The sequence below is a fragment of the Azoarcus sp. L1K30 genome (assembly GCF_018122735.1).
Taxonomy (GTDB): domain Bacteria; phylum Pseudomonadota; class Gammaproteobacteria; order Burkholderiales; family Rhodocyclaceae; genus Parazoarcus.
Genome location: NZ_JAGRRD010000001.1, coordinates 4,530,844 through 4,555,602, shown reverse-complemented (window position 1 = coordinate 4,555,602; position 24,759 = coordinate 4,530,844). Strand labels below are relative to the sequence as shown.

General features: G+C 59.7%; 18 protein-coding genes. 10 read left to right on the top strand and 8 right to left on the bottom strand.

From position 1 onward, the window contains the following. The first annotated feature begins 13 nt into the window (after positions 1-13). From cysQ to J5J83_RS20920, 8 genes are all read left to right on the top strand, one after another. Positions 14-787 carry a 3'(2'),5'-bisphosphate nucleotidase CysQ gene (cysQ, locus tag J5J83_RS20955; RefSeq protein WP_212351977.1) on the top strand — a complete coding sequence of 258 codons (774 nt, stop codon included), beginning with the start codon at positions 14-16 and terminating at the stop codon, positions 785-787. A gap of 18 nt (positions 788-805) precedes the next feature. Next, entirely contained in the window at positions 806-2,542 is a 1,737-nt protein-coding gene (locus J5J83_RS20950; RefSeq protein ID WP_212351975.1) for an SLC13 family permease, read from the top strand. Between the two features lie 119 nt (positions 2,543-2,661). Next, the gene (locus tag J5J83_RS20945; protein WP_212351973.1) at positions 2,662-3,837 is read left to right on the top strand and encodes a hypothetical protein; all 1,176 of its coding nucleotides are present in this window, start codon (positions 2,662-2,664) and stop codon (positions 3,835-3,837) included. A 119-nt stretch (positions 3,838-3,956) separates the two neighbouring features. Next, a complete protein-coding gene (locus tag J5J83_RS20940) occupies positions 3,957-5,552 on the top strand; it encodes an acyl-CoA ligase (AMP-forming), exosortase A system-associated (RefSeq protein ID WP_212351971.1) in 1,596 nt (531 codons plus the stop codon). Between the two features lie 207 nt (positions 5,553-5,759). Next, positions 5,760-7,568 (top strand): asparagine synthase C-terminal domain-containing protein, encoded by a 1,809-nt coding sequence (locus J5J83_RS20935; protein WP_212351969.1) that lies wholly within the window; start codon positions 5,760-5,762, stop codon positions 7,566-7,568. Between the two features lie 2 nt (positions 7,569-7,570). Beyond that, positions 7,571-8,815: a pyridoxal-dependent decarboxylase, exosortase A system-associated gene (locus J5J83_RS20930; protein ID WP_212351967.1), complete on the top strand. Its 1,245-nt coding sequence runs from the start codon at positions 7,571-7,573 to the stop codon at positions 8,813-8,815. Between the two features lie 109 nt (positions 8,816-8,924). Then, positions 8,925-10,508, top strand: coding sequence for an MBOAT family protein (locus J5J83_RS20925; protein ID WP_212351965.1), 1,584 nt, complete (start codon positions 8,925-8,927; stop codon positions 10,506-10,508). A gap of 13 nt (positions 10,509-10,521) precedes the next feature. Next, positions 10,522-11,727: a hypothetical protein gene (locus J5J83_RS20920; protein WP_212351963.1), complete on the top strand. Its 1,206-nt coding sequence runs from the start codon at positions 10,522-10,524 to the stop codon at positions 11,725-11,727. Positions 11,728-11,732: 5 nt separating this feature from the next. On the opposite strand, the gene J5J83_RS20915 is transcribed toward J5J83_RS20920, so the two are convergent. The 6 genes from J5J83_RS20915 to J5J83_RS20890 form a co-directional block, all read right to left on the bottom strand. Then, complete coding sequence (locus J5J83_RS20915; protein ID WP_212351960.1) at positions 11,733-14,162, bottom strand: hypothetical protein; 2,430 nt, start codon at positions 14,160-14,162, stop codon at positions 11,733-11,735. A gap of 33 nt (positions 14,163-14,195) precedes the next feature. Beyond that, positions 14,196-15,083, bottom strand: a complete 888-nt coding sequence (locus J5J83_RS20910; protein WP_212351958.1) for an alpha/beta hydrolase — start codon at positions 15,081-15,083, stop codon at positions 14,196-14,198. 41 nt (positions 15,084-15,124) lie between these two features. Next, positions 15,125-15,991 (bottom strand): capsular polysaccharide synthesis protein, encoded by an 867-nt coding sequence (locus J5J83_RS20905; protein WP_212351955.1) that lies wholly within the window; start codon positions 15,989-15,991, stop codon positions 15,125-15,127. A gap of 117 nt (positions 15,992-16,108) precedes the next feature. Continuing rightward, entirely contained in the window at positions 16,109-17,083 is a 975-nt protein-coding gene (locus tag J5J83_RS20900) for a glycosyltransferase family 2 protein (protein ID WP_212351953.1), read from the bottom strand. Between the two features lie 106 nt (positions 17,084-17,189). Continuing rightward, positions 17,190-18,269 carry an acyltransferase family protein gene (locus J5J83_RS20895; RefSeq protein WP_212351951.1) on the bottom strand — a complete coding sequence of 360 codons (1,080 nt, stop codon included), beginning with the start codon at positions 18,267-18,269 and terminating at the stop codon, positions 17,190-17,192. A 112-nt stretch (positions 18,270-18,381) separates the two neighbouring features. After that, complete coding sequence (locus tag J5J83_RS20890; protein ID WP_212351949.1) at positions 18,382-19,356, bottom strand: class I SAM-dependent methyltransferase; 975 nt, start codon at positions 19,354-19,356, stop codon at positions 18,382-18,384. A gap of 651 nt (positions 19,357-20,007) precedes the next feature. Between J5J83_RS20890 and J5J83_RS20885 the strand changes: the two genes are divergently transcribed. Together J5J83_RS20885 and J5J83_RS20880 are read left to right on the top strand one after the other, a co-directional pair. Further along, positions 20,008-20,985 carry a hypothetical protein gene (locus J5J83_RS20885; protein WP_212351947.1) on the top strand — a complete coding sequence of 326 codons (978 nt, stop codon included), beginning with the start codon at positions 20,008-20,010 and terminating at the stop codon, positions 20,983-20,985. A gap of 171 nt (positions 20,986-21,156) precedes the next feature. Continuing rightward, positions 21,157-22,494, top strand: a complete 1,338-nt coding sequence (locus J5J83_RS20880; RefSeq protein WP_212351945.1) for a glycosyltransferase — start codon at positions 21,157-21,159, stop codon at positions 22,492-22,494. Here J5J83_RS20880 and J5J83_RS20875 read toward each other — a convergent pair. Together J5J83_RS20875 and J5J83_RS20870 are read right to left on the bottom strand one after the other, a co-directional pair. Beyond that, positions 22,491-23,255 carry a class I SAM-dependent methyltransferase gene (locus J5J83_RS20875; RefSeq protein WP_212351943.1) on the bottom strand — a complete coding sequence of 255 codons (765 nt, stop codon included), beginning with the start codon at positions 23,253-23,255 and terminating at the stop codon, positions 22,491-22,493. The two genes, J5J83_RS20880 and J5J83_RS20875, sit on opposite strands and share 4 nt — an antisense overlap. 35 nt (positions 23,256-23,290) lie before the next feature. After that, entirely contained in the window at positions 23,291-24,757 is a 1,467-nt protein-coding gene (locus J5J83_RS20870; RefSeq protein WP_249116100.1) for an oligosaccharide flippase family protein, read from the bottom strand. Between the last annotated feature and the right edge of the window lie 2 nt (positions 24,758-24,759).

Genomic DNA, 24,759 nt, shown 5'->3' with positions numbered 1-24,759 from the left:
TGGATGCGCAAACATGACACTTTCGGACCGCACAGGCATCGTTGAGCAGTTGATTCCCCTTATCCGATCGGCCGGCGAGCTCGTCATGGCAGTGTATGACACCGACTTTGCCGTGCGCGGCAAGGACGATGCATCCCCTGTGACCGAAGCCGACGAACGGGCGGAAGCACTCATTCTCCCTGCCCTGCGGACCCTGCTCCCCGACTTGCCGGTGGTAGCGGAAGAGGCCGCAGCGGCGGGCGACATTCCCGACGTCGGGCGGTACTTCTGGCTGGTCGACCCGCTCGACGGCACCAAGGAATTCATCAATCGCAACGGTGAGTTCACGGTCAATATCGCGCTGATCGAGGATGGCGCCCCCATTCTTGGCGTCGTGTTTGCCCCCGCCATCGACCGGCTGTTTGCCGGCGCGGTCGGCAGTGGCGCGTTCGTCGAGGACAACAGCGGTCGCCGCCCCATTCACGCACGTACACCACCGGAAGAAGGCTTGACGGTCGTCGCCAGCCGCTCGCATGGTGACGCCGGTGCGCTCGACGCCTTTCTCGCCGGCCGTCAGGTTGCCAGCATGCGCAACGCCGGATCCTCGCTGAAACTCTGTCTCGTCGCAGCCGGCGAGGCTGACCTCTATCCGCGCCTTGGCCGCACGATGGAGTGGGATATTGCCGCCGGTCACGCCGTGCTCAGCGCAGCCGGCGGCGGCGTCACTACGCTGGACGGCAAGGCGCTGTCCTACGGCAAACCTGGCTTCGACAATCCGCATTTCGTCGCCCACGGCATCGCCGCCTGAGCGAAGGCACGGCATTCGATGATCGCGTACGCGGTTCTGGGCTCGATACTGCTGCTGCTCGGCCTGCTCGTCCATGGACGGATCAGTCCGGCCATCCTGTTCTCGGCATGGGCCGGGGGCTTTACGCTACTGGGCCTGAACAGCCAGCAGGCCTTGCTGTCGAGCTTCTCCAACCCCGCGCTGGCAACGCTGATCCTGCTGCTGCTCGTCTCCCTCGCCCTGGAACGCTCGCCCCTACTCGACCGGTTGTCCAACTCGCTGCTCGGCGGTCACGCCAATCTGGCCACTTTTCGGCTTAGCGCGTTTGCTACCGCCCTTTCCGCGTTCATGAACAACACCGCCGTCGTCGGCGCCCTCCTCGGCATGGTTTCACGACAGCGCCTGCAGCCGCCTTCCCGGCTGCTGCTGCCGCTGTCCTACGCCTCGATCCTGGGCGGCATCACGACCCTGGTGGGCACCTCGACCAATCTCGTGGTCAACTCCTTCGCAGTCGAAGCGGGCCTGCCCGCACTGCAGATGTTCCAGTTTTCGCTCGTCGGCGTGCCAGTGGCACTGATGTGCCTGCTGGTGCTCACCTTGAGTGCCCGCCTGTTACCGGCAAACGCCGTCAGAACGAACGACGCCGGCACCGCATACTTCCTCGAGGCGCGCATCGCACCCGGCTCTCCACTTGCTGGTCGCAGCATCGAACAGAACCAGATGCGCAATCTCGATGGCCTGTTCCTGCTCGAGATCGAGCGCATGGGCCAACTCGTGTCTCCCGTCGGCCCCAACGAAATGCTCTTCGAGGATGACGTACTCATCTTCACCGGCGAAATCCACAAGGTGCAGGCACTGCAGCGCTTCCAGGGTCTGCAGGTGTTCGGGGCCCGGGCCGACGCATTGTTGAAGTCCAATCTGGTCGAGGTGGTCATCTCAAGCCAGTCCGAACTCGCGAATCGCACCCTGCGCGAAGTCGATTTCCGCACCATGTTCGATGCCGGGGTCGTCGGCATTCGCCGCGGCGACCGCCGCCTGACCGGACAGCTCGGACGCATCCCGCTGCGTATCGGCGACAGCCTTCTGCTCGCCGCAGGACCGGATTTCCTTCAGCACCGCAACCTCGACCGCAACTTTCACGTTCTCAACGGAACCGTCGTCAGACCCAAACTGACATCGTTCCAGAGCACCATGGCCCTGTCGGGCTTCGCCTGCGCTATCCTGCTCTCGGCGCTCGAATGGGTACCATTGTTCAACGGCCTGCTGCTCCTGATGGCGGGTCTGCTGGCCACCCGAATCCTTACGCTGGGGGAGATGCGGCGACGCTTTCCATTCGAGTTGCTGCTCGTCATCGGCGCAGCCCTGACCATCGCCAAGGTCATTGAAAGCTCGGGGGCGGCAGCATTGATGGCGGACGGGATCCGCTTCGTATTTGCGGACTACGGCATCACAGGCGCCTTCGTGGGCATCTACCTGCTCACGTTGATACTGACAGAACTCGTCACCAACAACGCTGCCGCGGCGCTCGCCTTTCCGATTGCGCTCACCACTGCGCGCGCGTTGGGCGCCGACCCGACGCCCTTTGTAATGATCGTCGCCTACGGTGCCAGCGCCTGCTTTCTGGTGCCCTTCGGCTATCAGACGCACTTGATGGTCTATTCGGCCGGACGCTACCGCATGACCGATTTCGTGCGCGTGGGCCTGCCAGTCAGCATCACCTATTCGATCGGCGTACTGCTTCTGGTGCCCATCGTCTTTCCGTTCAGCGGGGGTTAGCCGTGCGCTTCGGTCCTGCCAGATACTCGCAACTTTGCTGTCCGACGCCATCTGGCGCAATGCAAGCACGGGTTACAGGCAGGCGCCTCGGCCGCAGCGGGGTGATCCCCACCTGCACGATGCTGGCACTCGTTTCCTGCCTTCCCGTCAGCGAGCTTCACGCCGAAGTCATCACGGTAGGAATCGGCGAGTCGGTCACCCGTATCGCCGAGGCCGCCCGACTTGCCAGGGACGGCGACATCGTACTGATCAAATCGGGCAACTACGAAAACGATGTCGCGGTGTGGACGCAAAAGAAGCTTGAAATCCGGGGGCTGGGCATACGCCCGGTGCTGCTGGCCAGCGGTGCAAGCGCCGAGGACAAGGCGATCTGGGTTTTTCGCGATGGCCAGTTCAGCGTCGACAACGTCGAATTCCGTGGCGCACGTGTTCCCGACGGCAATGGCGCGGGCATCCGTTTCGAGCGCGGATCCCTCGAAGTCAATGATTGCGTGTTCGACGACAACCAGAACGCGATCCTGACCGGTAACGACGAAAATGCGGAGTTGCGGATTCGCGACAGCGAATTTCGCCACGCGCCCCACGATGCGGCGCGCCTGCCACATCTGCTGTATGTGGGCACGATCAGGCATTTCACGCTCGAAGGCAGCCGCCTGCATCAGGGCTTTCAGGGCCATCTGATCAAGTCGCGTGCGCACACCAGCGAGATTCGCTACAACCTCATTCTCGATGGCGAGGGCGGCGAATCATCCTACGAACTCGAGTTCCCCAACGGCGGCACCGCAATCGTGGTCGGGAACGTCATCGGCCAGAGCCGGACCTCGGCCAACCGGGTGGTACTCGCCTACGGCGCGGAAGGCGGCCACTGGAAGGACAATCAACTGCTCATCTCCCACAATACTTTCATCAACGAGGGGTGGCGACCGGCATGGTTCGCGCGTGTGTGGGAGGACAAGCTACCGCAGGATCTCGAGGTGCTCGCGATCAATAATCTGACGGTCGGCCTGGGCGTATTCACGTTGGCACTTCCGGGTACACACACGGGGAACCAGGCATTGCTGCCGGGCGCGCTCGACCCAGCTACACTGGACCTGACGCTTGGCGCCGACTCGCTCTTCAGAAGACATGTTGCCGCGGTGGACGGCCCTCTTAGGCAGTTGCTGACGCCAACGGCCGAGTTCGCACTTCCGCGCGGCACCGTGACGATCAAACCTCCGCAATCATGGGTACCCGGCGCCTTCCAGGGCGGCGATGTGGCCCTCAAGGCCACGACCACAGTGGACGACACACCCTGATCAGCCCCATGACGATCAAGTGGCTTCGCCGCCGACAACGGAAATTTGTCGCAAAACGTCGGACGGCTTTACGCTAGACTCGACCGAATATCCAGACAGCACATGACGGCACTCCGGAAATGAACGCAACCCACCTTCTGCATCAGCTTGTATTCGACGCCGCTGCTCGCGCGCCCAGGGCATGCGCGCTGACCCACGCGGCTGACTCGCTCGACTATGAAAACCTGTCTGCGCAGATCGAGGCCTTTGGCTGCGGCCTGATCGCGCTCGGCCTTGCACGCGCCGAACGCGTCGCGCTCTACCTCGACAAACGCTTCGAAACGGTCGTGGCGACCTTCGGCACCAGTGCCGCCGGCGGCGTCTTCGTCCCGGTCAACCCCGTACTCAAGGCCGAGCAGGTCGCCTACATCCTCAGGGACTGCAACGTGCGCGTGCTGGTCACCAGTCCGGAGCGCTTTGTCGCCATCAAGGACACGCTGTCCGAATGCCATGACCTTCGCCACATCATCCTGACCGGCACCCCGGCGGAGCTGCCGACGCTGGCAGGCACCACCGTGTATCGCTGGAGCGATGTTCTCCGTTCGCCGCTTGCCACCGTGCACCGGATCATCGACACTGACATGGCAGCCATCCTGTACACCTCAGGCAGCACGGGACGTCCCAAAGGCGTCGTGCTCTCCCACCGCAACATGGTGACGGGGGCGAAGAGCGTTGCGCAGTACCTGGAAAACAATGCGGACGATGTGCTGCTTGCCGCCCTGCCGCTGTCATTCGACGCGGGCTTCTCCCAGCTGACCACCGCCTTTCACGCGGGTGCCCGTGTCGTGCTGCTCAACTACCTGATGCCGCGCGACGTGCTCAAGGCGCTGGAAAAGGAGCGCGTAACCGGCCTGACTGCCGTACCGCCGCTCTGGATACAGCTGTCACAGCTGAACTGGCCGGAATCCATCACGAACCACTTGCGCTACATTGCCAATACCGGCGGGCGCATGCCACAGGATACGCTTGGCAAGCTGCGTTCGATGCTGCCGAAGACAAAACCCTTCCTGATGTACGGGCTGACCGAGGCCTTTCGCGCAACCTATCTTCCGCCTGAAGAAGTCGACCGGCGCCCCGATTCGATCGGCAAGGCCATTCCCAATGCCGAGGTCCTCGTGCTGCGCGAGGACGGTACCGAATGTGCGGCCAATGAACCCGGCGAGCTCGTGCAGCGTGGCGCGCTGGTCGGCATGGGTTACTGGAATGATCCGGAAAAGACGGCCGAACGCTACAAGCCACTGCCCGCTGGCGCGGGTGGACGCGAGGCCGGCATCGTCATTCCGGAACTGGCAGTCTTTTCGGGCGACAACGTTCGCCGCGACGAGGACGGCTTCCTCTATTTCATCGGCCGCCGCGACGAGATGATGAAAACCTCAGGCTACCGGGTGAGCCCGACCGAGGTCGAAGAGATTCTCTATGCAACCCGCCTGGTCGGCGAATGTGCGGCGTTCGGCGTACCGCATGACACCCTTGGCCAGGCCATCGTCGTGATCGCCACGCCCCCTGTCGGGGGGCGCATCGACGTCAATGCGCTGCTGGTCGAGTGCAGGAATCGCATGCCGACCTACATGGTTCCCTCCCACATCGAGATCCGCGAAGGCGCACTGCCCCGCAACCCGAATGGGAAGATCGACCGCAAGCAGTTGTCGTCCGAGTTCGCGGACGACGGCCGGTGATCGTGGTCGTAACGCTTGCTCCGGCTCTGCCTCAAGCCATCGGGCATGGGTGTCCGATGAAAGTATGCCTGTGGCCACCTGCACGTTCATTAACGCGATACACCGACCAATCTTGAAGTCCGTGCTTGTTATGTCAGCCGGCTTCACCGACCATTGTGCCTTGCGCGCACGCCGCGCAACGCACGTGTTACGCCCCCGGAGATAGTCTTGCAAATTCGGTTTTCCGGCCAGATTGCCGCCAACACCCCCTCTCGCGAGCCTGTGCCGCCCACCGATGCCGTTGCCGTGCGCTTTCCGCATGGCTTCCTTGCGGCCCATGCACCGGTCGAAATATTCGAAGCACCCGATGCCTTGTGCCTCGCCATCGGCGAACCACGCTTTCCCGATCCAGTACTGGCACGCACCGCGGCGCAATCCGGCATCGCGGCGGCCTGGTTGGAGGCTTTCCGTACCAAGGGGCGACATGCACCCGAAGCTGCCCACGGACGCTTTGCGGTCGCCATCATCCACCCCACCAGCCGTGAAGCCTGGCTGGCGACGGACCGTTTCGGTTCATGGCCGATCTGCTACACGGAAAAAAACGGCACGCTGGGATTCTCCGACCGCGCCGACGGCGTGCCGGGGCAATCACGCACGATCGCCGCGCAGGCCATCTTCGACTACCTGTACTTTCACGCCATCCCCGCACCGCGGACGATCTTCGAAGGCGTGCGCAGACTGCCGGCCGGACACGTGCTGAAGTGGGGCAAAGGCGTTCTCGAATGCACGCCTTGGTGGCAGCCCACCTTCGACGACACCGCGTCGCCTGATCTTGCCGACAGCAAAGCCCGATTCATGCAGATCATCGAGGACGCCGTCAGCCGCGAGGCGGCGGGGCATCAGGCTGGCTGCTTTCTGTCGGGCGGAACGGACAGCTCGACGGTTACCGGGATGCTGTGCAAGGTTCAGGGGCGTCCGGCGAAATGCTATTCGATCGGGTTCGACGCCAGCGGCTACGACGAAATGGAATACGCGCGCATCGCAGCAAAGCATTTCGGCGCGGAACACCATGAATACTACGTCACGCCCGACGACCTGCTGAAGGGTATCCCGACCGTCGCGACGCACTATGACCAGCCCTTCGGCAACTCTTCCGCCGTACCGGCATGGATCTGCGCCAGCCGCGCACGCGACGATGGCATCGACAAGCTGCTGGCCGGTGATGGCGGCGACGAACTGTTCGGCGGCAATACGCGGTACGCCAAGCAGCGCGTATTCGGCTGGTACGAGAATGTTCCCGGACTGCTGCGAACGGCACTCCTGCAGCCCGCGCTGGCACTGCCGGGCATGGACCGTATCCCGCTGATCAAGAAAGGCGTGAGTTACGTCGAGCAGGCACGTGTGCCGATGCCCGATCGCATGCAGATGTACAACATGCTCCTGCGCCTGGGGATGGAGACACTGTTCGAGCCAGCCTTTATCGAGCAGGTCAATGTCGATCAACCCTTGATCGATCAGCGCGCCACCTGGCAGGCGGCAAACACCACCAGCCTGGTCAATCGCATGCTGGCCTACGACTGGAAATACACGCTTGCCGACAACGACCTGCCCAAGGTCATCGGCACCACCCAGCTCGCCGGCGTCGACGTGGGTTTCCCACTGCTATCGGACGAACTGCTGGCGTTTTCGACCACACTGCCGCCGGCGTGGAAACTCAAGAACCTGACGTTGCGTTGGTTTTTCAAGGAATCGCTACGCGGCTTCCTTCCCGATGCCATCCTGACCAAGAAGAAGCACGGCTTCGGCCTTCCGTTCGGGATCTGGGCAACCCGGCACGCCGGCCTCAAGGCACTTGCCCGCGACGCCCTCGACAGTTTCGCCACGCGCGGCATCGTCCGTCCGGCATTCATCAGGGAAGTACTCGACACCCACCTGCCGGCACATCCGGGCTACTACGGCGAAATGGTGTGGATTCTGATGATGATGGAGTTCTGGATGCGCGACCGTGCAGATTCAACCCTCAGGATGACACCTTGACCATGAATACGCCCCTCCGCACACCCCCCAGTCATGCCCAGATGAACCAGTTCAGTACCGCCGACGGCGAGTTGCTCGTCGCCGGTGTGCCGCTGACGCGCATTGCCGCAAGGGTGGGCCGCACGCCGTTCTACCTGTACGACCGCGGACTGCTGAGCGAACGCGTCGCCATGTTGCGCGCCGCGCTGCCGGCGGAGCTCAAGCTGCATTACGCAATGAAGGCCAATCCCATGCCGGCGCTGGTGTGCCATATGGCAGGCCTGGTCGACGGTATCGACGTGGCCTCGGCCGGAGAACTGCAGGTTGCGCTCGATGCCGGCGCAAATCCGCACGAGGTAAGCTTTGCCGGCCCCGGAAAGACGGATACCGAACTGCGTCAGGCGGTTGCGGCCGGCATTCTGATCAACGTCGAGTCGTACCGTGAAATTCCCGTGCTGGCGCGTGTATCGGACGCGCTCGGACTGCCAGCGCGCGTCGCCGTACGCGTCAATCCTGACTTCGAGCTCAAGTCGTCGGGCATGAAGATGGGCGGTGGCCCCAAGCAGTTCGGTGTGGACGCCGAACAGGTTCCCGAGTTGCTTCGCCTTATCGGCACTACAGGGCTCGCCTTCGAAGGCTTTCACATCTTCGCCGGATCGCAGAACCTGCGTGCGGATGCGATCGTCGATGCGCAGCAAAAGAGCTTTTCACTCGCTCTGAAGCTTGCTGAACATGCCCCCTCGCCGGTCCGCTTCCTCAATCTCGGCGGCGGTTTCGGCATTCCGTACTTTCCCGGCGAAAGCCACCTCGACCTCGAGCCGATCGGTGCAAATCTCGCCGCCATCGTTGCCGCCGCCCGGGACCAGCTACCACATGCCGAGGTGGTCATCGAACTTGGCCGCTACCTGGTCGGCGAGGCAGGGCTCTACGTGTGCCGCGTCACCGACAAGAAGGTGTCGCGCGGTCATACCTATCTCGTGGTCGACGGGGGGCTGCATCACCACCTGTCTGCCTCGGGCAATTTTGGCCAGGTCATCCGCAAGAACTACCCGGTCGCCATTGCCAACCGGATGGGGCAGCTCGATGTCGAGTCGGTGTCGGTGGTCGGACCGCTGTGCACCCCGCTTGACCTGCTCGCCGACCGCATGACGCTGCCGACTGCGCAGCCCGGCGACCTCGTGGCGATCTATCAGTCGGGCGCCTACGGCGCGAGCGCCAGTCCGCAATCCTTCCTTGGGCACCCACACGTGGCAGAGGTGCTCGTTTAGCGCGATTCGATCAAGGCGCGCCCTTGCGGTCACGGCAGCGCTCCCGCAAGGGCGCATCAGTGACCTGATCGGACGATGACTACATATTCACGGCACCGGTAAGAGGCACATGCTATTCAACTCCTACGAGTTTCTCTTCGCCTTTCTCCCGATCACCGTGCTGCTGTATTTCGTCTTCGCCCGACGGGGACGGGAAAGTGCGATCGGCTGGCTCGTGGTTGCCTCCCTGTTCTTCTACGGTTGGTGGAATCCCGCCTACCTGATGCTGCTGATCGCGTCGATGCTCGTCAATTACGCGATCGGTCGCAGACTGAGCCGACACCCCGCTCGCAAAGGTATCACTGGCACCCTTTGGCTACTCGGTGGCATTGGCCTCAATCTGGCATTGATCGGGTACTTCAAGTACGCCAACTTCGCCGTCAATACCTTCAATGCGCTGGCATCGACTGACTTTCATCTTGGTCAGATCGTACTCCCGCTCGCCATCTCATTCTTTACCTTCCAGCAGATCGCCTATCTGGTGGACGCGCGCCAGGGCATCACGAAGGAATACAGCTTCTCCCACTACGCACTCTTCGTCACCTTCTTCCCACAATTGATCGCGGGTCCGATCGTGCATCATCGCGACATGTTGCCCCAGTTCATGCGCGAGACCGCGATGCGTCCGAACACCGGCGACTTCGCCATCGGCCTCACGATCTTTGTCATCGGCCTGTTCAAGAAGACGGTGCTCGCCGATGGCGTCGCCCAGTATGCGTCGCCCATGTTCGACGCAGCGGCCCGCGGAGAGCCGCTCAGCCTGTTCGTGGCCTGGGGCGGAACACTGGCCTATACCCTGCAACTCTACTTCGACTTCTCCGGTTACTCGGACATGGCCATCGGCGCCGCCCGCATCTTCGGCACCCGGCTCCCGCTCAATTTCCACTCGCCCTACCGGGCAACGAGCATCATCGAGTTCTGGCGTCGCTGGCACATGACCTTGTCCCAGTTCCTGCGCGACTACCTCTACATCGCGCTCGGTGGAAACCGGGGCTCTACCTTTATGCGTTACCGCAATCTGCTGATCACCATGCTGCTGGGGGGGCTTTGGCACGGCGCCGGGTGGACCTTCGTGATCTGGGGTGGACTGCACGGCATCTACCTGACCTTGAACCATCTGTGGCGCATCTTGTTGAATAAGGCACGCGTCTCGAACGCGCTTGGAGGAACGATGCCCGCCCGCTTTGCCGGCTGGTCACTCACGTTTCTCGCCGTGGTCGTTGGCTGGGTGTTCTTTCGCGCCCCCGATATCGAGGCGGCGCTCCGGATTCTTGCGGGCATGGCCGGATTCAACGGAGTTGCCCTTCCGAACGCAATTGCGGCACGCTTGGGCGAAATGTGGTCCGTACTCTCCGGCCTGGGCGTCAGCACCTTTCTCGGCGGCGGGAGTGAGTTTCTACAAACCTGGATCTGGATCGTCGCGCTGATGCCCGTCGCACTCTTCATGCCGAACACGCAGCAGATCATGCAGACCGCCGAACCAACTCTGAATTCGCACCATTGCAGTCCTGCCGACGAGCTCCCGATGCCGGGAGCGCTTGCCCGCCTGAAGTGGCGCGCGACATCGACCTGGGCCGCTGCAACCGGCATCCTTGCCGCGGCTGCCGTGATGGCCATGACGCGTGTATCCGAGTTCCTGTATTTCCAGTTCTGAACTGACAGCCGCCATGCCAGCCTACTCTGCGTACTTGCGAAACCTGCTGCTGGCGACCGTCGCATCGGGCGCAGTCGTCGGTGCCGTCAATCTACTGATCGACCCTTATGGCATTTTCGGCTCACCGGCAGTCGACGGACTCAACCAGCTCAAACCGGCTTCGGCCGAACGCACGCGGGTCGTAAAGCCCTACTTTTCCGATCGTATGCACGCCGCCGCAGTGATTGGCGGAAACTCCCGTCCCGAGCTCGGTCTCGACCCCGAAAGTGACTGCTGGCCGGCCCGACTTCAACCGGTATTCAATGCGGGCATTCCAGGCGCAAGTATCCGGACCCAGTCACTGTACGCGATGCACGCCAGTGGCGATCGGACGAAGCGCATTCTTCAGGGCGTCGACTTCCTGGACTTCATCAGGCGCAAGTCGGCGGGCAAACCCGAGTCAGCCCCCCTTCCTCCGCGCACGGCCGATGAAAGCCGGCTGCGGATTCCCGGACTCATGCCGGCGGACGCGGCTTACTGGCTGCAGAGAACCAAGGACCGCCTCACCGCCCTGTTTTCCCTGTCTGCGCTGGGCGACTCGATCTACACCGTAGCAGCCCAGCGCAACAAAAATGCATCGACTCGCACGCCGTCCGGATTCAATCCGGCGCGCGACTACCTGGATATCATCCGTACCGAAGGACAGCACGTCCTGTTCGCACAGAAGAACAGAGAATTACGTCGAGGTCTGCAACAGGCGTATGTTGTCGAAGCGGATGACGGCTCGCCGGGCTCGGGCTTCACCGCATTGCGGACACTCATCGCGTGGAGCCGGCAGCGCGACATCAAGGTCACGCTATTCATCAACCCCTACCATGCCGACTACCTTGCCAATATCGAAGCGAGCGGCAATTGGCCGGTGTTCGAGACGTGGAAGACCATGTTGACAGCGATGGCGGCACAGGAAGACGTCGATTTGTGGGACTTCAATACGGTTGACGCCTATACGACCGAATCGCCGCCTTCTGCCGGCAATCGCGAGAACATGCTGCAATGGTTCTGGGAGCCGGCACATTACAGAAGCACGCTGGGTGAATTGATGCTCGCGACCATGTTGGATCAACCGTGTACGGACGCACACGCAAAGGCGCGCTTCGGCGTGCGGCTGACCCGTACCACGCTCGAAGCCGACCTGATGCAGCTGCGTGAGCACTTGCGCGAATATCGCAGCCGGGACTGAACACGTCAGCGGCCAGCGAGATCACCACTCGGTTTCGCTCCGGCTTCATTCCCAGTCGCCGGGCGGTGTCGCAGACCGAGTGCCAGAAACAGGAGCAGGAACAGCAACACGGACAGCCGAGGCGCGTCGACGAGGCTGTCGAACAGGCCCACCACGCCAAATGCGATCAGCCCCGCAGCAAGCGGCAAGGCAATTTCGTCGCGCCTTGCCCCCCCCAGGGTCACCCTGTACAAAGCCAGCACAAACATCACCGAGAACGCTGCCAAGCCAAGAATCCCCTGCTCGATGAAATAGTGCAACCACAAGTTCTTTGCGTGCCACGGCAAGTGATGACGGTCGCTGCTGAAGAACCAGAAGTCACTCCCCGCCGAAAAGTCGCCATTTCGCAGCAGGGAACGACCCTGCGCATCGATCACACTGACATCATCGACGTCCAGTGCGTGCGAATCCGCGTTTGCCAGAGAGAACATCGTCATCCGCGGCAACACGCCGGCATCGCCCAAGCCCCCGGCGGGCAACATCAGCGTCAGCTCGTTCCATTCCGCGCCTGCCGGCACGCTCACCTCCGCAACGCTGCAGCCCCCGTCATAGAGGAGATGCTTTCGGCACAGTTCGACATGGAGGTGCCCACCGGCAACTGACCGCGCGCGCATCGATACGGTAAAAGGCGCCACCAGTCCGGGCCGTACGCGTTGCGACACCCGGTACAATTCGCCAAAACCGAGGACGTGGGTGGGCCCTCCCAGTCTCAAGTACCGCGCGCCGTCATCGATCACGATACGGTGGTTGCCGGGTAACGTGCCCTGTCGGGCGGACCAGAAATAGCGCTCTGCGTATTGCCCAGTGCCGACACCCAGCCATCTCTCGACCTCGCCGACCGGCAATGAGGCCCCCATCGCCCAATGCGCCTCGCGGTCTTGAAGATCCTTCGCGGCAGAACCCACCCGCTCGCTGGCGTAATAGGTGCCCGTCACCAGAACGACAGCCAGCAGAATTCCCAGTCCGAACACCAGGCGTACGGTCATCCCCACCGACGGGCGCCAACACAGTTCAGGCCTTGCACTGACTGGAAGCAATGGCGACAGTACGACGACCGAACCCAGCACGCCTGCAGTCAATCCACGCCCCTCGGACCAGAACAGGGTCACCAGGGCAGCATTCGCAGCGGTCCAGATCACGGCGCCGACCGCCAGCACTGCAGGATCGAACGATCCTGTATTCAAGCGCCCGTGCAGCAGGACGAGTACGGCGATGAAGCCCACTGCATACGCCAGATAGATGCCCTTCGGGATCCAGTACATCGCCGCAACACTGACGACCGTAGCGGCGATCGCGGTGAGCACCGCCACCATCCAGCCCGGCCTGGGAAGCATCGTCGCAACCGGCCCCACCAGATAGACGAGGCCGATCACACCCATGGTAGCAAGCAAGCCTCGATAGCCGCCGGTCGAAAATACTGCGACCAGCAGAATGCACAGCACGATGCCGCCCAGCGCCAGAAGTGACATGCGCAGAAAGACTTCATGCCAGCGCGCAGTGCCGATTGCCCTCCATGTCATCGAAACCACCAGCAAACCGCACCCGAGCGCGATGCCCAGATACAGCCCACGTGAGAACGTGGTAAACACCACGTATCCCGCCAAACATAGAAGTGCGACGCAGGCAGCGGCACGCACGGGTGCCCTGGCCCGAAGTGCGAGCCAGACCGCAAACGGCACCGTCAACGCCAGCCAACCGTCAAGGGTGGCGCCACCGACATTGACCTCCCAGAAAAACGCAGTCGTACGATAGTCCGCTGAGAAATTGCTCAGATCCACGAATGCGGCGCGTTCATACACGGCGCCGAGTGCAACCAGCGTCAAGCTCAACAGCAGCCCGCCGGCGAGGGCGCGCCGCGCGCCGTGCGGGTCTCGATTGAATGCCCTGGCAAGAAATGGCAGCAACAGAAGCGCCCACAGAAATCCCTTCGCCAATCGGGGCCCGTTCAATGGTGTCGCATAGCCCGCGAGCAGGGACGGATCCGAAAACACATCGGACAGCCGCGACCAATCGGTCGACACCAGATAGCTGCCCAGCATCAGCAGCACGACGAGCCAGCCGACCGCGTCCAGCCGAAACCGTGTCGACGCCCGGTGAGCTCTCGACAGGTGAAACATCCTGCGCAGCGACAGCCACAGGACAGCGCACAATATCAACGCGTCACTCTCATTGACGTGAATTGCGCCCGTCCACGGCGCAAGGTCGACCACCGGAAGCAATCCGGGCACGACGACGAGCCAGGCATGTCTATGGACCGCCATGGCGGACAGCATCGCGCAGCAGATGAGCACCGCTACGGGCACGCCGAACGGATGCAGCGCCGCAAACGTCGTCAAGCCTGCCAATGCCAGCACTGCGGTCATGACCGACACGGTACGGGCGCCACCTGTGTGCATCACTACTCCACGAGAAGCATCTTCATCGCCGCCTCAGTCGCCGATCGGCGCGCTGACCGGGTAGCCAAGTTCCTGCAGAAACCGGACCACCCGCTGGTTGGTAGCGTCATAGTATCTCCCCCGGTCGACGCCGGGATTGAAGAATCCGTGCTGGGCCCCGGCGTATAGTGCCAGCTCGCACCGGGCACCGCCCACCCGAACCGCGGAACAGAAGCGCCGCACCGTCTCGACCGAGACCTCGCGATCTTCGGTACCCGACAGGATCAGCGTTGGCGGCGTTCGCGCATCGACATGTTGCAGTGGAGACACTTCATACCAGAACGCGGACACCAGATCGTGATCCGGCATGCCCGGCGCAAGGTCCAGCATCGGATTATAGAGAACAAGTGCGGCGGGCCTGTCCCGCATCCCTGCCCCTTCGGCAGCAACGGGCAATGGAAGGCCGACCCCAAGCGCGGCCGCAAGATGTCCGCCCGACGACCCACCGCCGGCCACAATGCGATCAGCGTCGATCTTCAGCGCATCCGCATGCTCGCGAACATACTGCAACGCCGATCGCGCATCCTGCACGGCAGCGCGCGCATCCGTGCCATGCACCGAGGCAATCCTGTACTGCACACTGAAGCAGGTGACCCCTCGATCGGCGAGAAACCGGCACTGATCAAAGAACTGCCTGGGGTCCCCAAATTGCCAGGCCCCGCCATGGAAAAACAGGACTGCGGGAACCCGATCGTTCGGCCCCGAGGCGTGCGCTTCGAACATATGCAACGTCAGCGCCTGGCCATCAACCGTTTTGTAGTCGAGACGCCTGTCCGCGCGCGATTCACTACCCGGGCCAAGCAATCGCCATCCACCGTAGATGAGCAGGCAAAGCACGGTACCGGTAACCCCCAGAACCCACGCTTGCGGTACGCGCAACATGCGAGCCTCTCTCGTGAACGTTTACCCTGCCGCAGCAGCACTCAACCCACCGCCCCGCGGCGCGACAAATAGGACTGAAAGACGCTTTCAGGAATCGCCGTCCGGAACAACTCGCCAATGAACATGTCCGCCTGGTAAAGCTGCTCGACCGTGAGCCGAGCCAGCGGGCCACTGAATGGCGAATTGAACAGTTTGAAAACGGCCATCGAGGCACCATCTCCAAGCGACAGCGTATCTGCCGGTCCGGTATACATCGAGTCCGCACGCTCATAAGTGACGGGCATGATCTCCGCCTCCGGAATGACGTACGCCTGATCAATCTTCGACCTGACAATAGGCGAAAGCAGAATGGTGCCGAGGCCGTTGTAATCGAACTCGCACGAGTGTGCGAGAAGTGCATCAATCTGCGAAACGTATTCCTCGATAATGTCGGAGCCCGTTCGGCACCCGTAAAAGCCCACGGGATAATCGGAGCGTCCGTGCGTCTCGCGTTGCGAAATCAGGAAACTCTTGTCGCTCCGCTCCAGCACATCGAAGTAGCGCCCCAGCGTTCCCAGCGCAACACTGCTCGCATCGACATAGATTCCACCAAAAGTCCGCAGCAGGTTCGCCCTGATCACGTCGGCCCTCACCGCCAGCGACTTCCTTTGCTTGATGAATGCACGAAGAATCCGGTCCCGGCGTCCTTCGATGTCCGCCTCGATGCGCGACACCCGCCGCGTCATGCCGGGAAGGTAATACTCCAGATTCTCCGGCGTAACGAAGACGACACACTCATCTCGCCAATGATGCAGCATGGACAACCGGCAGAGCGTGATGTACGCCGGTTCGGGACGACTCTTGAAATTCTCCCAATACACCCAGACTGGCCTACGCATCCATCCGCCTCCGAACACCGGAGCTTGCAAGACCATCCACCGAACAGAAGAAACGACAGTACCTCACGTAGCACCACCCCACAAAATTCAGGCCCACAATCCGGGCGTCAGAGCATTACCCCGAAAGATACTCCCCAACACCTATCCCTATGCGAACAGCGCGCGCATTCGCTCAGCCATACCAGACCGCCTGCGCCCCAACCAGTCCTCTCCTCGAAACGGTTCGCACAAGGTTCTGTCGGCAATCTCCGCAAGCACAAAGTGGGGCAAGCGCCCGTACTCTCGAAACTTCGGGTGGCCTCTTACCTGCTTCAGGAGCGCTACCAGATCAATACGACTTTGATATTGAAAGAAAGCCTCTTCCAGCAGCACGTAGCTATCGACACTGCCCGAACTGGACACCAGCGAAGATTCGACCTCCGCGTCCACAGCACAGAAGTTCGGAAAGCGTCGCCCCCCCGCGAGAGAAAGCCTCTGATAGATTGCCGCCATCTTGATTTTCAACGGCAGTTTCCGGACATCGTCCACACCGTCAATGAGCTGCGACCGAATCGTTCGTTGGTAACTATGATAGCTTCCGAGCGTGCACTTCAGGAAAAGATCCGAATACGATCGGTAAACGTAATGCAGCAGTGGATACGGACTACGTTCACTCGAGAATCCTCCCTTGATGACGCAACCATGATCCTCCAAGGACTCGCAGCGTTCTGTCCTGACCATATACTTGATCTGCCCATCGACAAACCCGAACACGCCTTCTCCAGTTCTGCACGGATTGAAGGGTGCGATAACCCATGGCAATTCGAGGAAGTCGCAATCAGGCAGACTGCTCACCGTATCGACATCAAGAAACTCGTCCACATCCACTGAAAGAGTATATTCCGACTCAACATGCCGAAGCGCTGCGGTCTGGCACCCATACAACCGTGAATATCCGTGATCACGGTGCAATCGCACGTTCGTATAACCTTGGAGCTGAACTTCCAGCAGCGCAGACGGGTTCCCATCAGGCACCACCACATGAAATTCGCCACATCCAATTTTCATGTAGTGATCAATAAAAGATCTCACGTAAGGTGCTTCCGCATCGTACGCTCTGAAAACGACGGCTACCGACTTCATTCCAACGCCCCCGAAACAATCAAAAAACCCTATACCAAATCATTTTTCATAAATCAGGAAAATCAAGAACCGCCCAGTTCAAGTCGTTCGCCATTCACTATCGTCTCTAGGAGACCCGGCGCATGAAGCTCAATCTACGAAGCATGCCAACGGCCAGAAATGAAAGAAGCGTCACCAAGGGGATCGAAATGATGATTCTGGCAAGCGGAAGATCCGCCATGGGCGACAAAGCTCGACCTACAAGATAGATGAAAATTGGGTGAATCAAGTAAACACCAAACGAAGCCTCGGACAACTTTAACAACCAGACCCGCTCGTTCATGAAGAAGACACTTCGCCTAAAGATCAAAAAAATCAAGAACGAAATCAGGAACAATAGAGGTCCTGTATTGCTGAGCACGAAGTAATCTCTGAATGAACCGGACACCAGTCCATAGTAGTAGTTTCCGAAGATCCCTACGACACTCAATATAAACAGAAGAACACACGCACCAACAACACTCAAGGGAAGTCGATGATGATGCCGATCAAGGAAATAACCACCAATAAAGTATGCCATATAGAGCGGAAAATACTTGAACCATGAAATGGAAACATCCACAAGATCTTTAACAATGGAGGCCATCCACTCGACAACAAAGAAAATAAAAAATGCGGCCAGCAGCACCAACAACCCTCTTTCGCCCGGAGCATCACCATTTATGTATTGATTGACAAATGGAGCAAAAAAAATCAAACAACTGAACATCGATAGATACCACAGGTGCTTGGCGGCGTATCCATCGATAAAGACCCCAGCCTTCAATTGCCAGACAGCACCCGGCACCCCACCTTCAATCACGGCATTGAAAACGACGAAGATGAGATTCCAGAAAATCAACGGGGGGATTATTCTCAGCGATGATTTTCTGTAAAAATCCAGAACACCCACTCTTTTCCCGAGCAAAAGCGCACCTGAAATCATGACAAAAACGGGAACAGAGAACCTCGACAACGCATTGAGAAAATTAGCCACCCACCAAACACTTTCACCACGACCATATCCCTTTGAATAATACGGAGCCGTGACGTGAATCGTCACCACTGCAATGATTGCGAGAACGCGAAGGTAGTCGAGGTATATTTTCCTCATCGACATGCGAAACCGATCAAATGAGCCATCACCGGGAGAAACCCGAAACGTCAATCAACTGCATCTTCAACTCTCATGAAACATGTCAAGCAGAAATGCGATTTTGGAACTCGCCATCTCAATCAACGTCCCACGCATGTTGAAAATCGCCAAAGGTGTGCTCGACCTAGTTCGGCGAGGCAACTGAAATCCTCCGCGCCAGGACGGTCATGCACCCAGTCTGCTTGGCAGCCGCTAGAATTACGCCCAGCGGCCTTCCGACCCACCCATTGACCAACGCACGACTCACGAGACGCAGTCCGGTTCGTGAAAGAGCGCCAATTTCGCGCGAATCCCTCAGGACGTAATTAACGCTTTCCCTGACCGGATATACGACACGCTGGCTGAAGATCCTCTCCACCTCCCACCCTCCCCTTCGAAGTACTTCAGTCAAGCTCGCGCGAGTGAAATGAAAGAGATGGGTTGGCACTTGCAGACCAAACCACTTGTCCTTGAACAGCGAAAACTCCCAAGTACCGCAATCAGGTACGGAGATCGCCAACAAGGCATCCGGATTGCTCCATTCATGCAACTTTCTGAGTGCGTCAATGGGGTGATGCAGATGTTCCATGACCATCCAGCCCACCACCAGGTCATAGCGGACGCCCGGCACCGGCGCGTCTTCGATCTGCCCCACATGGACCGCAAAACCTGCTGCGCGCGCTCTCGCTGCAGCATCATGATTTGGCTCGATGCCGTCTGCCAGCCAACCGCTGTCGCGAAGCCTGGCCAGGAACCCTCCGGATGCGCACCCGAATTCAAGCGCCCTTCCTCGCTTCACGTCCGGCATCAACGTATCGCGCTCGTCGATCAAATCTGTCAGCACCCGCTTCCAGTAGGGCTCGACACGTCCTGCCACACTTGCCCGGTGCGCATCGTTGCGATGTGGCGCGTAGTTGGATGGGTAGTAGTAGGCGATCGTTGCAGCAGTCGGGCGTGGATTTGTCCGCATGAGTCCGCAGTTGCGACAGCGTACGATACGATACTCGCCCGGCAGACCATGCAGGCGATCCGTGACGTGGTCCAAGACAACCTGATCATTTCGCCCACAACCCAGCGGGCACGAACAATCCTCGATTTCCACTTCCAGCGGCATATTCATAGTCGACCCCATCAGGCGCGCACAAAATATCAGCAATCAGCGCGCATGCAAACCAGAGGAACAAAGCCCCGGATACTTAGACATGTGCAGACCACCCGACATTTCGGCGCAAGCACTGGCACAAGCCCCCCGCCGCGAGAGGATCGGACGTGAGCCAGGCGCGCTCGTCAGCGCGCTTGCAGGCGTGGCACAACCATGAACTACGCCACAACCAGCTGCACCTTGCCAGCGATCCCTGTCGACACCGTTTCAGGTAGCCGAAACGCGGAAAGCCTCACTTCCGTGGCTCACTATACTCCGCAACCGGCCACCTCCCGAGAGCACAACCATGCGTGAGTCGAACATGGGGGACTGTCTAACCTTCAATGCCCCGGAACGCAATCCATTTCGCCATCAAATTGCGCGCCGCAAGACGACTGGCTACACCGCACCTCATTCGATCCCCTGCTGGCGGCCGAGGCCGCCCGATATTTTTTTGGCTTTTCCTCCACTGTCGCCCGCAAACAGTAGCGCAGGGCGTGGCCGACTACGTTTCAATGGGACCGACAGTCAGTGGGGTAACCGCGCACGGACGTGGATTCATTTGCCGCGAACTTTCATGCCGGGTAGTATTTGGCGTCGATCGGGCAAGCGCATAACGCCGCATACTGAATGGCCCGAGCAAGTTGCCAGCAAGCGAAGGGCGAACGACACGCGCGGCCTGCTGAAGGGGCCCAGGAGTTCCGGCATCGCAGAGAAGCGATGTTCTTGGCGGTGCAGGTTACTGAGATTGCGCTGGAGAACGGACATATGGCCGCTCACATCACCGGAATCTTGCTGACGTACTACCCGTCGTACTTCGACGATGCCGTGAGCCGATTTCGCGCCTATCTCGAAGGGTTTCCGGGAACGCGCTCCCTGGTGATCGTGCACAACGGCCCGGAACTCCAGCCAAGAGAGATCTCCGATGCGGTGCTGATTCCTGGCGATAACGCTTGTCGGGAGTTCTCCGGATGGGAGACTGGCCTGGCGTATTGCCGGCGCGCGGGGATCCTTGAGGACAGCGACTTCGTTGTCTTCGCCAACGACACCTTTTGCCACCACAACAAGTTCGGGCCGATTTCGAGGACTGCATTTCGACGGAGCTTTCGGGCTGCCATGGCGATCAGGGATGAACCGGTCATGGTAGGGGAGACCTTTAGTCTTGGTCTGCCGTTTTCGATTTCGGGGCTCACAAGTGACGAGTGGGTTGCAACCTATCTTTTTGGCATGAATCGATGCCTGCTTGATCGCATTTCTGCACTTACACCTGACTGTTCGCTGAACAACTTCTACTTGCAGGAAGACGGGCGTCTTCGGTTCTCGGACTTGGTCAGCTGTAATTTGGCCAGACACATCGAGCACTGGCTTTCCCCCGATAACAAGACGCACTGGAGAGGACTGGCCGACGAACATGATTGGGACTTGCGCGAACTGCAGGGCAAAGCCAATGCGATTCTCTGTGAGAAGTATCTTGCTGCACACGTGTGCGAATGTGGAGGGACCCTTCTCAACGTATTCAATTCGCCCCGGGTGCGATTCTTGCGGAAACTGGAAGCGATCGGCCCCCGCCTTAACGCGCTTCTTCACGTTCGCGGAATATCTTCGTGAAATTCGGATGCACTGGTGTGATCAGGCCCGAATTCGACTGGCGATGCCTGGCGACGTCACAGCTGCAGACCGTTCCGGATATCATTGCGCTCACCGTAAAGTTGCACTTCCGGGTTGGGAACCAAGAAACAACAGCAACGGACGACTCGATGAGGAAGGAAAGCACGCAAGATGTACGAAAGGACACAAGGCGGGAGGGCGCATCCTGCCGACGGGACAAGAGCGGGCTTCAATGTCATCGGACACCTCAGTACGTCCTCCGGGCTGGGGAATACTGCACGGCTGTTCATCAGCGTGCTTCGCAACCAAGGGTATGGCGTTGCGGCGATTGACGTAGACTACGACGGCAACACCGAGCGCGAGCCGATTGAAGGGGTGCAGCTCTGCACATCGACGAACGAGCTCCCGTACAACCACAACCTCATTATCGTTTCGCTGATCGCGCTGCCCTCGCTATGGCTCAACAAGCTTCCATCACTCCTGGATGCCCGGTTCAGGAACGTGGGGCTGATTTTCTGGGAGCTCCCGATCATTCCCCGTGCATGGCATCCATCATTGGCGTTGTTTGACGCGATTCTAGTGAGCAGCCCTTTCGTACGCCACGCCGTCGAGACCGCCGTTCCTGAGGTACCCACCTTCCACGCCGAACATCCGCTGCTGCCGAATCGACCCGATCGGGACAGGACTGCCGTACGCGCCGCACGAGGCATTCCCGCCTCCGCATTCGTCTGTTGCACCAGCTTCGACCTGCGCAGCGATCATTCGCGGAAAAACCCCGAAGCAGTGGTAGACGCTTTTCGTCGCGCGTTTCCCCATGATGCCGATGTAAGGCTGGTCATCAAGACCAACAATGCGAGCGGTCAGTCATCAACGAACGCGCGAGCGAATGCACTGTTGATGGCGATCAGTGAAGATCCGCGCATCATGGTAATGGCCGAGACCATGAGCTATGCCGATGTACTTTCTCTTTACAGTGCTTGCGACGTATATCTCTCGCTACACCGCGCGGAGGGGCTGGGACTGGGCCCGATGGAAGCCATGTCACTGGGCAAGCTCGTGATTGCAACCGGGTACTCGGGAAACATGGCCTACATGTCCGAACTGAATTCGATACCCATCGCCTATCGACTCGTCGAACCATTGCACGTCACGTGGCAGTACAGAAGATCCTTTGCCGGAAGTTCGGCCAGCTGGGCCGAGCCGGACATCGAACAGGCCGCGCTGGCCCTCAAGAGGGCGCATGAAACCCCTTCGCTTGTCGAGTCGCTGTCGCGTCGTGCGGCCAAGGACATCGAGGAAAGACAGACCTCGGCATGGGCTGGAAGCTATCTGGTACAACTCGCCGCGACGCTTGAGGCAAGCGACCGCTTCGCATTGAGACACGAATTCGCGAGAAAGGTCCGGATGATGGAGTTCACGGACGCCGTCCTGCGCAAACTGAACGCTCGCATCGCGATTGAAAAAGCACTCGACAAAGCGCGTGACGTTCTTTCTGGTTTCCTTCGCTAGCGCCCGTTCGGCTTGCGCGCGATACACGAAAAATAGGGACGGAGACGAGGAAATAGACGGGCGCCTTGTTCTGCAACAACGTTCGAGTATCCGCCTCTGTACACAATCTCCTCCACCTCGAAGCCAACATGCTTGAGAAAATCTCGCAACTCGGACGAGGTGTATTCGCGCACGTGCCCCATGACGCCGTTTTCCCGCAGCCCCTGATACTGGGCATAGACCCCTTCGCCCACCACAGCCCACGCTTCGTTCCTGAACACGAGGTTCGCTATCCCCTTCAGCGAGCCAAGATTCGGCGTGGAAATCCAGACTCTCCCGCCTGGTTTCAGCACCCTGTGGATTTCCTCGGTCGTTGAGATCGGGTTGATTCTCAAATGCTCGAACACTTCATTCAGCAGCACTTCATCAAACGTATCATCAGCGTACGGCAAAGGCTCAAGCTCGATATCACATGACGTGACAGGAATGGATGCTGCATCAGCGAGCCTTCTGGCTTCCGGAATGAGCTTGTCGATGCATTCCAATTCGTATCCCTGAGCACGGAGAGCATGCGTCAGGAAGAAGGGATAACCGCCGATCTCGAGCACGCTGGCATTCGCTGAGAAATTCCCGACCGCCCATTCGAAATCAAGCGCGAGTCGGTCACGGTGATAGAACGCATACTCGAACATCCACGGCGCGCCGTGCAGCGCGGCCATTTTCCTGATGCTCTCGGACAGTTTCTCAGAACTGCCGCTGCTGGGCCTGACAGGAAGAATCATGTTCGCTCTCCCGGATACGTGTGCAGTGTCCCGATTCAGGACTGCGATCGTCTCCTGCCCACGAATCGCACGAACTCAAACTCGACACCAACAGGCTTACCGCTCAGAAGCCAGCTTATCAGCATCAATAAGCCGTAAACGAAGGCTCCCGCGACAACTTCAGCGACTAAACCGAACATTGATGTCGATATGAACTGTTGCATCCACTTGATTGCAAAGTACATCGTGATAGCACTGCACAACGGACGCCATAACATGTTCAAACTGGATTGCACCGGGACATAGCACCGGCGATGTGCCTCATAAATGATAAGCAGTGCGGATGTCAATGTGCCGGCAATTCGCGCCACAATCAAGCCCAAAAGATGGAATTGCGGGACGAGTACGACGGCAGACAGCGCGAAAACGACAAATTCGATCCATACGATCCTGCTTTGACAACGGGTGAAACCCTTCAAGACAAGTATGGTCGACAGAGGCTTGACCATGACCCTCGCAGCGCCCGCGATGCCAAACAGCGCAACGATGGGTGCAGCTTCCCTCCAGCTCTCCCCCAGCACGGCAAGTGTAAACGGCAACGCAACTGCTGCGAGGCCAAACCCCGCCGGCAAGGTCACGGCATTCACGATTGCGAGCACTTTGAGGACGCCCGATTTCAGCCGTTCAGACTCGTTCTGGATGGACGACAGTACAGGCAACAAGGACTTCAGAATTGCCGGGCCGATCTCTCCCGTCGGCATCTGGCCAATATCTGCACCAACGTTGTACAACCCGAACTCGTGCGAAGTGCCAATGCGCGCAGCCACCAACTCGTCTGCTTTCTGCAGCATGAATCCGGCGATACTCGACAGCATCAGCCATCGGGTGACCCCCCAGATATCCGCAAAGGCCTTCACGCACCAGCGAGGCCGATACGGGTGCATCAGGTAACTCAGGATCCAGCCGCCCACGTACCCCGACACCACGCCAAGCACCAGCGCACGATAATCCCGGAGGAAAAAGGCTGCGCTGATCGTCAGTATCGCGGCAATGACTTTCGACGTCACCTGTAGTTTGAAATCAAGGGAAAAATTAAGATTCCTTCGCGCCAGGGTCATACCGATATTGCCTGTAGACGCGAGAAACACACAGCCAGCCAGAATCCACAACACAGGGGGGACCCGCTCGTCACCGAAATAGATCCCCGCAAAATAGGCCCCTATGACCAGCAGCACGGCGACGAACGCGCCCTGAAGCACCTTGAGAGACCACGCCGAGTTGACGTAGTCGTCATCGATGTAGTCCTTGCGCAATACTGCAGTATCGGTGCCGAAATCGAGAAACGACTCGATGAGGCCGACAACAAGCATGGCCATGGCCACGACTGCGTATTCCTGCGGCAGGATCAGGCGCGCCAGTATGATCGTGCTGACAAGACCGAGGAGCTTCATCCCCCATCGCATCGACACCGTCCATAGCGCGCCCGAAATCATCGACTTGCGGGCATCGACAGCTGGCTTCATCG